This window comes from Streptomyces sp. UNOB3_S3 (genome assembly GCF_020740895.1).
Classification (GTDB): Bacteria; Actinomycetota; Actinomycetes; order Streptomycetales; family Streptomycetaceae; genus Streptomyces.
Map to the genome: position 1 here is coordinate 1 of NZ_JAILXP010000303.1, position 8,910 is coordinate 8,910.

General features: G+C 75.3%; 4 protein-coding genes. 1 reads left to right on the forward strand and 3 read right to left on the reverse strand.

Annotation, left to right across the window (positions count from 1 at the left end):
• Positions 1-20 precede the first annotated feature (20 nt).
• Positions 21-1,025, reverse strand: coding sequence for an ATP-binding cassette domain-containing protein (locus tag K6I33_RS26555; RefSeq protein WP_229357062.1), 1,005 nt, complete (start codon positions 1,023-1,025; stop codon positions 21-23).
• Positions 1,026-1,215: 190 nt separating this feature from the next.
• Here K6I33_RS26555 and K6I33_RS26560 point away from each other — a divergent pair, with 190 nt between their 5' ends.
• Complete coding sequence (locus K6I33_RS26560) at positions 1,216-2,085, forward strand: HemK/PrmC family methyltransferase (protein ID WP_229357063.1); 870 nt, start codon at positions 1,216-1,218, stop codon at positions 2,083-2,085.
• Between the two features lie 72 nt (positions 2,086-2,157).
• Here the strand turns inward: K6I33_RS26560 and K6I33_RS26565 are convergent, their stop codons facing one another.
• Both K6I33_RS26565 and pabB read right to left on the reverse strand, forming a co-directional pair.
• A complete protein-coding gene (locus K6I33_RS26565; RefSeq protein ID WP_229357064.1) occupies positions 2,158-7,419 on the reverse strand; it encodes a type I polyketide synthase in 5,262 nt (1,753 codons plus the stop codon).
• A gap of 16 nt (positions 7,420-7,435) precedes the next feature.
• Positions 7,436-8,910 (reverse strand): aminodeoxychorismate synthase component I (gene pabB / locus K6I33_RS26570; RefSeq protein ID WP_229357065.1); only part of this gene is annotated, 1,475 nt, incomplete at its 5' end.

Below are 8,910 nucleotides of genomic sequence, written 5' to 3' on the forward strand. Positions count from 1 at the left end.
GGGCGGGGTGGGCCGGGGCGTTACAAGGCGGCCGGTACCGTCGCCCGCGGGCGTGTCTGCTGGTCGGCCAGGGCCAGGTACACGTCGTCGAGGCTGGGTTCGCCGAAGGACAGTTCCGTGGCCTCGATGCCCGCCTGGTCGAGGGCCCTGATGACGGCGGCCATGTCCTTGGACGCCTCGATGGCGATGACGACCGTGCCGTTCTCCCGGTCCGGCACCGGTTCCAGCCCGGCCCGCCGCAGGGCCTCGGCGGCGGCGTCCGGGCCGGTGGCCGGGTCGGGGGTGACGGTGACGGTGCGCTGGCCGACGGTGGCCTTGAGCTCGGCTGCCGTGCCGCTCGCGATGACGGACCCGGCGGAGAGCACCGCGATGGAGTCCGCCAGCCGGTCCGCCTCGTCGAGGTACTGGGTGGTGAGCAGGACCGTGGTGCCCTGGGCGACGAGCCCCTCCACGATCTCCCACAGCCTCAGCCGGCTGGTCGGGTCGAGCCCGGTGGTGGGCTCGTCGAGGAAGATGACATCCGGTCGGCCGACGAGGCTCGCGGCGAGGTCGAGGCGCCGGCGCAGGCCGCCGGAGTAGGTGCCCGGCCGGCGGGTCGCGAAGTCCTGGAGCCCGAAGAGCTCCAGCAGTTCGTCGGCCCTGGCCCGGGCGGACCTCCGGTCGGCGCCGAGCAGCCGGGCGATGAGAACGAGGTTCTCCCGTCCGCTGAGCTGGGCGTCGACCGAGGCGAACTGGCCGGTCAGGCCCACCCGCCGGCGGACCTCCCGGGGTTCGCGCGTGACGTCGTACCCGGCGACCCTGGCCCGGCCCGAGCTGGGCGGCAGGGCGGCCGCGAGGATGTTGACGAGGGTCGTCTTGCCCGCGCCGTTGTGGCCGAGCAGCGCGAGGACGGTGCCCCGCCGGGCGGTGATGTCCACCGAGTCCAGTGCGCGTACGGAACCGAAGACCTTGCCGACGCCCTCGGTCTCGATCATGATGTCGTCCCCGGCCATCGGGGCGTCGACAGGTACGGTGAGCCCACTCATGGCTGATCTCCCGCAGGTGGATGATGTGACGAAAACGTCGTGATTTCGACAGCGAGCATGCGGGACCGGGGAATTGACCGGCCACCGGCCGTAACACGAAAAGTCTCGGGTCTCACCTAGGGCTGTCGGGTGCATGGTTGCTGCTTCGGCTTCCGTCGAGTGACGGTACGGCCGCGCAGAGGGAGGATCCATGGCACGAGAGACCCTCGAGGTGTTGTTGGACGAGGCGGTGGCGATCATGCGCCGTACGGGGCACCCGGCCCCGCGGGGCGAGGTCGAGGAGATCGCCGCCCATGTGCTCGGCAGAGGAGTGGGCGAGCTGGCCCCGGACTTCGCGCCGCACGACCGGGTCGCCGCGAAGTTCCGCAGACTGGTGGGGCGCCGGGCCGAGGGGGCGCCGATGGGTCATCTGACCGGCCTCGCCGGGCTCGGCGGTGTCGAGGTGGCGGTGGGTCCCGGGGTGTTCGTCCCCCGTCCGCACAGCGAGCTGGTGCTCTCCAGCGGTCTGGAGGCCGTCGCGGACGTCCCGGCGCCGCTGGTGGCCGACCTGTGCACGGGCTCGGGCGCGATCGCGCTGGCCCTGGCCCACCGGCGGCCCGACGCCACCGTCCACGCCGTCGACTTCGACCCGCTGGCGCTGGACTTCGCCCGCCGCAACCGTGAGCGGCGCGTCGAGCGGGGCGACACCCCGATCGTCCTGCACGAGGCGGACGTCACCCGCCCCGGGCTCCTGGACGAGCTGACCGGGCGGGTGGACCTGGTGGTGGCGAACCCGCCCTTCATGCCGGACGGGGCGGAGGTGCCCCCGGAGTTCGGCACGTACCAGCCCCGGCAGGCGGTCTTCGGCGGGCCGGACGGGCTGCGGGTCATCCGGCACGTGGTGGCGGCGGCCGGGCGGTTGCTGCGGCCCGGGGGCGCGTTCGTCGTGGAGCACGGGCACGTGCACGGCGATTCCGTGCCGGAACTGCTGCGGGTGAGCGGCCTCTTCACCGACGTGTCCACCCGCGCCGACCACGACGGCTGGCCCCTGTACTCCATGGCCCGGCGAGCAGGCGGATAGCGGGTGAGGGTGCGCCGGCCCCGGGAACGGGCGCCGGCGCACGGCCTCACCTGAGAGCCAGCGGGCGTGCCCTCACCCCCCGTCCATCAGCCGGAACAGCTCCTCGTCGGTGGCCGCGTCCAGGTCCAGCCCGCCCTCCGGCGCGTCGGCCTCGGGGGGCGCGGTCTCCGTGCCCCAGCGGGTCGCGAGGGCCCGCAGCCGGTCCGCCGTCTCCGCGTTGACCGTCACACCCGTGGAGAGCAGGTACTCCAGCTCGTCCACCAGACCGGTCACTCCGCGCGGGGAGCGGGTCGCCGCCTGCTCCAGGCGCTCCCGCAGCAGGGCGACGACGGCGTCGGGGGTGGGGTGGTCGAAGACCAGCGTCGCGGGGAGGCGGACGCCGGTCGCCTCTCCGATGCGCCCGCGCAGCTCGATGGCGTTGACCGACGTGATGCCCATCTCCGTGAAGGGCTGCGCGCCGGCCTCCTCGCCGTGCGGTCCGTGCCCGCCGAGCACGGCGGTCACCTCGGCCAGGACCAGGTCCCGCAGCAGCTCGTCCCGCTCGGGCCCGTCGAGCCCGGCCAGCCGGTCCCGCAGCGGGGACGCGCCCGTCTCGTCGACGGAGGGCACAGGCACCGCAGGCACCGCAGGCACCGCGGGCACCACGGGCGGCACCGGGGGAGCGGTGGTCGCCGCCCCTGTCGAGGTCACCCAGTACTCGCGGCGCTGGAAGGCGTACGTCGGCAGGGCCACCGGCACGGCCGAGGGCAGCACGGCCGGCCAGTCGACGGACGCGCCGTGGGCGTGCAGCCGGGCCGCGGCGGTGAGCGCGGCCCGCGCCTCGTCCTGACCCGTCGTCAGCGTCGGGACGATCGTGACGGACCCCGGCCGGGCGGCCGTCGCCTGGACGCACTCGTCGATCATCGGTGTGAGCGCCGGGTCCGGGCCCAGCTCCAGGAAGCACGTCGTCGCGGCCGGCCCGCTCCGCAGCCGGTCGACGGCGTCCTTGAACCGCACCGGTTCCCGTACGTGCCGCACCCAGTGGCCGGGGTCGCGGGCCTCCTCGGCGGTCAGGAGGCGGCCGGTGAGGGCCGAGACGACCGGGACGGCCGGGGCGGCGAGGGACAGGCCCTCGACGACCTCCCGGAACTCCGCCAGCACCGGCTCCATCAGCGGCGAGTGGAAGCCGTGGCTCACCACGAGCTGCCGGGTCTTGTACCCGGCGGCGGCGAGCCGGTCGGCGAGCCCGGTGAGCGGGCCCTCCGCTCCCGACAGCACCACCGAGCGCGGGCCGTTGACCGCGGCGACGGACACGGCGCCGGCGAGCCCGGCCATCCACGGCGTCAGCTCGTCCTCGGCGATGCGGACCGCCACCATCGTGCCGCCCGGGGGCAGCGCCCCCATCAGCCTGCCCCGGGCCGCGACCAGGGCGCAGGCGTCCCGCAGCCCGAGGACCCCCGCGACGTGGGCGGCGGTGATCTCACCGACCGAGTGGCCCACCAGGTGGTCCGGGACCACCCCCCACGAGGTGAACAGCCGGTGGAGCGCGACCTCGACGGCGAACAGCGCCGGCTGGGCGTACGCGGTGTCGTCGAGGAGCCCGGCTTCCTCGGAGTCGGGGGCGGCCCACATCACCGAGGTGAGCGGCCGCTCCAGCAGCGGGTCGAGGGCGGCGCCGACCTCGCGCAGCGCCGCGTCGAAGACGGGGAAGGCCGCGGCGGCCCGGCGGCCCATGCCGAGGCGCTGGCTGCCCTGGCCCGTGAAGACGAACGCCAGGTCGCCGGGCGCGCTCTCGTCGCGTACGACACCGGGCGCGCGCTCGCCGCTCGCGAACGCGGCGGTGGCGGCGAGGAGTTCCTCGCGCGAGGAGCCGGTGACGACGGCCCGCCGGCCGTGCAGGGCCCGGGTGGTGGCCAGGGAGTGGCCGATGTCCCGGGCCGGCAGGGCGGGGTTCGCCCGCGCGTGCTCGGCCAGCCGCAGCGCCTGGGCGCGCAGGGCCGCTTCGGTGCGGGCGGACAGGACCCAGGGGACGGCCGGCCCGGAGGCACCGTCACCGACAGGCTCCACGGGGCCCGCCGCCGGCGGTTCCTCCAGGATCACGTGCGCGTTGGTGCCGCTGATCCCGAACGAGGACACTCCCGCCCGGCGCGGCCGCCCGTCCTCCCGGGGCCAGTCCCGGGCCTCGGTGAGCAGCCGCACATGCCCGGCCGACCAGTCCACGTGCGACGACGGCTCGTCGACGTGGAGGGTCCTGGGCAGGACGCCGTGCCGCAGCGCCAGCACCGTCTTGACGACGCCGACGACCCCGGCGGCCGCCTGCGCGTGCCCGATGTTCGACTTGACGGACCCGAGCCACAGCGGCCGGTCCTCGTCCCGGTCCCGGCCGTACGTGGCCAGCAGTGCCTGGGCCTCGATGGGGTCGCCGAGGGCCGTGCCGGTGCCGTGGCCCTCCACGGCGTCGACGTCCCGGGCCGAGAGACCGGCGTTGGCCAGCGCCTGGCGGATGACGCGCTGCTGGGAGGGGCCGTTGGGGGCGGTGATGCCGTTGGAGGCGCCGTCCTGGTTGACGGCCGAGCCCCGGATGACCGCGAGCACCGGGTGGCCGTTGCGGCGGGCGTCGCTCAGGCGCTCCAGCAGGAGCAGTCCCGCGCCCTCGGACCAGGCCGCGCCGTCGGCGGCGTCCGCGAAGGACTTGCAGCGCCCGTCGGGGGACAGTCCGCGCAGCCGGGAGAACTCCACGAAGGACGCGGGCGTCGCCATGACGGCGGCACCGCCCGCCAGGGCCAGGGTGGATTCCCCGGACCGCAGGGACTGGCACGCCAGGTGGAGGGCGACGAGCGAGGACGAGCAGGCCGTGTCGACCGTCAGGGCCGGGCCCTCGAAACCGTAGGTGTACGCGATGCGCCCGGACAGGGCGCTCGCGGCCGTGCCGATGCCCAGCAGCCCTTCCAGCCCGGCCGCCGCGCCCGCCCGGTCGGTGGCGTAGTCGTGGTACATGGCGCCGGTGAAGACGCCCGTGGGGGTGCCCTTGAGGGTCGCCGGGTCGATGCCCGCCCGTTCCAGGGCCTCCCAGGAGATCTCGAGCAGCAGTCGCTGCTGGGGGTCGGTGGCCAGCGCCTCCCGGTCGGAGAAGCCGAAGAATCCCGCGTCGAAGTGGCCCGCGTCGTGCAGGAAGCCGCCTTCGCGGGCGTAGGAGGTGCCCGGGTGCTCGGGGTCGGCGTCGAAGAGCCGGTCGAGGTCCCAGCCGCGGCCCGTGGGGAAGCCGGAGACCGCGTCGGTGCCGTCGGTGAGGAGGGTCCACAGCTCCTCGGGGGAGTGCGCCCCGCCCGGCAGCCGGCAGGCCATGCCGATGACGGCGACGGGCTCCCCCGGGTCCGTGCCCCGCGCGGGGACGGCCTCCCGTGCCGCCGCCTCGTCGGGGCGGCCGGTCAGGGCCCGCGCCACGGCGAGCGGGGTGGGGAAGTCGAAGGCCAGGGTGGTGGGCAGGGGCAGCCCCGTCGCCTCCTGGAGGAGGTTGCGCAGCCGGATGACGAGGACCGAGTCGAGGCCCAGGTCACGGAAGGTCGCCTCCGCGGGGACGGCGTCCCTGCGTGTGTCCCCCCGTACATCCGCCGGTACCGGTACGCCCGCGAGCACGTCGGTCACGCACCCGCGGACGAGGTCCAGGGCCTCCTCGACCGTGCGCGGCCGCCGTTCCGTGCCGTCGCAGACCGGGCCCCGGGCGATCTCGCCCGTGGCGAGCGCCTTCTCCAGCGCCCGGCGGTGGAGCTTGCCGGCGGGGGTGAGCGGGAGCTCCGGCACGGTGACCACCTCCAGCGGGATCTTGTAGTCGGCCACGCCGAGCCGCCGCAGGAAGTCCGTCACCTCCGCGAGGCCGGGCACCGGGTCGGCCTTCCCGGTGACGACCAGGCACGGGTATTCACCGAGGCGGGGGTCCGGTACGCCCAGGACGGCGAGGGGGCCCACGCCGGGCAGGCCGGCGAGCAGGCCCTGGATCTCCGTGGCGTTGAACTTCCGCCCGCCGACGTTGACGATCTCGGCCGACCGGCCGTGGAACTCCACCCGTCCGTCGGCGCCCAGGGCGGCCAGGTCGCCGGTGCGCAGCCAGCCGTCGCCGGTGACGGCGGCGCGGGTGAGCTCCGGCTCGCGGAAGTAGCCGCGGAACATCCCGGGGCTGCGGTAGCGGAGTTCGCCGACCGTGCCCGGGGGGCAGTCGTGGCCGTCCTCGTCGACGACGCGGATCTCGGCGCCGCTCGTCGGCAGGCCCACGCTGCGGGTGGCGACGTCGGCGGGGTCGTCGGCGCGGGTGCGGGTGCCGGTGCCCAGTTCGGACATCCCCCAGACGACGACGAGCGCGCAGTCGAGCGCGGCCCGTACGCCCGTGACGAGCGCGCCAGGTACGGCCGCGCCCGCGGTGCGCACCTCGTGGGGGCGGAAGCCGGCCGGTTCGCCGGTCTCGGTGAGGCGGGCGGCGATGTCGTGGAGCTGCGCGGGGACGGCGAAGACGACGCTGGGGTCGGTCTCGCGGGCCAGGGCGAGGAAGCGGTCGGGGTCCCAGGACCCCAGGAGGACCTGCCGGCAGGCGGCGAACAGCGCCGAGTGGAGGGACTGGAGGCCGAAGAGGTGGGTGAGCGGGCAGGCCGTGACGACCGCCCGGGCGAACGCCTCCGGGGCCTCGGCGGTGACGGCCGAGGTGTTCGACAGCAGGCCGTCGTGGGTGTGGAGGCAGATCTTCGGCCGGGCGGAGGTGGTGCCGGAGGAGGGGACGAGCACGAACGGCATGTCCGGGGTCACGGTCACGGGGTGGGGGGCGCTGCCCGACCAGGTGGCCAGCAGGGTGTCCAGCCGGGCCGTGCCGGGCTCGTCCTCCCTTTCACCGGCCGCCCCGGTGAGCAGGACGGTCCCGAGCGAGGGCACGGTCCGCAGGAGATGACGGACGGTCAGTTCGGGTTCGCCGCCGTCCTGGGTCGCGGCGGGGAGGACGGCGAGCGCTGGCTCCACCCGGCTCAGCAGGGCGTGGACGTCCTTGGGGCCGTTGCCCTGGTGGACGGGGAGCAGCACGGCGCCGACGGCGGCGACGGCCAGGTGGAGGGTCGGGAACTCCCAGCTGTTGGGCAGGTGGGCCGCCACCACGTCGCCGGGGGTGACCCCGAGCTCCTGGAGGCCCCGCGCCAGGGCGTCGACGTCGGCGCGCCACTGCCGCCAGGTCCGGGAGCGGTCCCCGTCGACGAGGGCCACCGCGTCGGGGGCGGCGTCCACGGCGGCCTGGAAGACGTCCGGGAGTGTGAAGCCGCCCAGGGCGCCGGGGGAACCGGCCGGCGGGTCGATCGTGTAGTCGGTGGTGCGGACGGGCATCGTCACTCCCGGGGGTTCAGATGAGGGCGCCGGGGTCACCGGCCGGGGCCGGTGCGGCGGTCGTGGGGGTCGCGGGCGCGCGCCCGGGGAATTCGGCGCCGAGCAGCCTCAGCAGCGGTGCGGCCTTCACCGCGGTCTCCTCGAACTCCGCCTCCGGGTCCGACAGCGCGATGATCGCGCCGCCCACGCCGTAGCGGAGGGTGCCGCCGCCGATCACCACGGTGCGGATGACGATGCTCAGGTCGGCCGCTCCGGTCAGCGAGAAGTAGCCGATGGCCCCGGAGTAGACGCCGCGGGGGCCGTCCTCCAGCCGGTCGATGATCTGCATGGTGCGGATCTTGGGGGCGCCCGTCATCGAGCCGCCGGGGAACGCGGACCGGACGCCGGAGACCGCGCAGCCGTCCTCCCGGAGCCTGGCCCGGACCGTGCTCACCAGCTGGTGCACGCTGGCGTAGGTCTCCACCTGGAAGACGGGGGAGGCCGTGACGGAGCCGACCTCGGCGCAGCGGCCCAGGTCGTGCCGGACCAGGTCGACGATCATCAGGTTCTCGGCGCGGTCCTTCTCGCAGGACGCCAGCTCCGCGACGAGGGCGGCGTCCTCCTCGGCGCAGCCGCCGCGCGGCCGGGTTCCCTTGATGGGCTTGGACTCCATCAGCCCGTTCCGGTCGATGCGCAGGAAGCGCTCCGGGGAGGTGCTGAGGACGGACAGGTCCGCGAAGCCCAGGAAGGCGGCGAACGGGGCGGGGCTGGTGCGGCGCAGGAAGCGGTACGCCTGCCAGGGGTCGAGGTCGGCCTCCGCCTCGATCATGTTGGTGAGGCAGACCTCGTAGGTCTCGCCGGCCTTGATCTCCTCCTGGCACGCGGCGATGAGCTTGAGGTAGGTGTCGCGGTCGTGCCGCAGCCGGATCCCGGTGGTGCCGGGAGCCACGGGCGCCTCGCAGGGGCCGGGGGCGTGGCCGGCGGTCCCGGCGAGGAGGTCGGCGGTGGTCCGCAGCCAGGCGCGGGCGGGGGCCTCGTCGGTGTCCTCGGCGAGGGCCAGCAGATGGGTGGTGTCCGTGCGGTGGTCGAAGACGACGGCGCGGTCGGCGAAGACCATCACGGCGTCGGGTTCGGCGGGCCGGTGCGCCGGGTCCCCGTCGCACTCGGCCTTGAGCTCGTAGCCGAGGTAGCCGACCCAGCCGAGGGCGAAGTCGAAGGGGAGGCCGGGGGTTTCGACGCGGGCCGCGCGCAGGTCCCGCTCCAGCCAGGTCAGGAAGTCGCCGGGCACGGTCCGGGCGGGTTCCCCGGTGGCGGTGACGGTGACGGTGCCGCGGGCGATGTCGGCGGTGGCGACGCGGGCGAGGGGGCCGGAGGCGTCGCCCATGACGGAGAGTTCGCCGAGGGGGCCGCCGGTGCGGCTGCTGTCGAGCCAGAAGGGGTGGTTCCCGGTGCGGAAGAGCCGGTCGAAGACGACCTCGGGGTCCCAGCGGGTGGTGAGGCTCTCGGTCAGCA

Excerpts from the sequence above, each read along its gene's own strand:
- K6I33_RS26555 (WP_229357062.1), bottom strand. The coding sequence starts at position 1,025 with ATGAGTGGGCTCACCGTACCTGTCGACGCCCCGATGGCCGGGGACGAC.
- K6I33_RS26560 (WP_229357063.1), top strand. The coding sequence starts at position 1,216 with ATGGCACGAGAGACCCTCGAGGTGTTGTTGGACGAGGCGGTGGCGATC.
- K6I33_RS26565 (WP_229357064.1), bottom strand. The coding sequence starts at position 7,419 with ATGCCCGTCCGCACCACCGACTACACGATCGACCCGCCGGCCGGTTCC.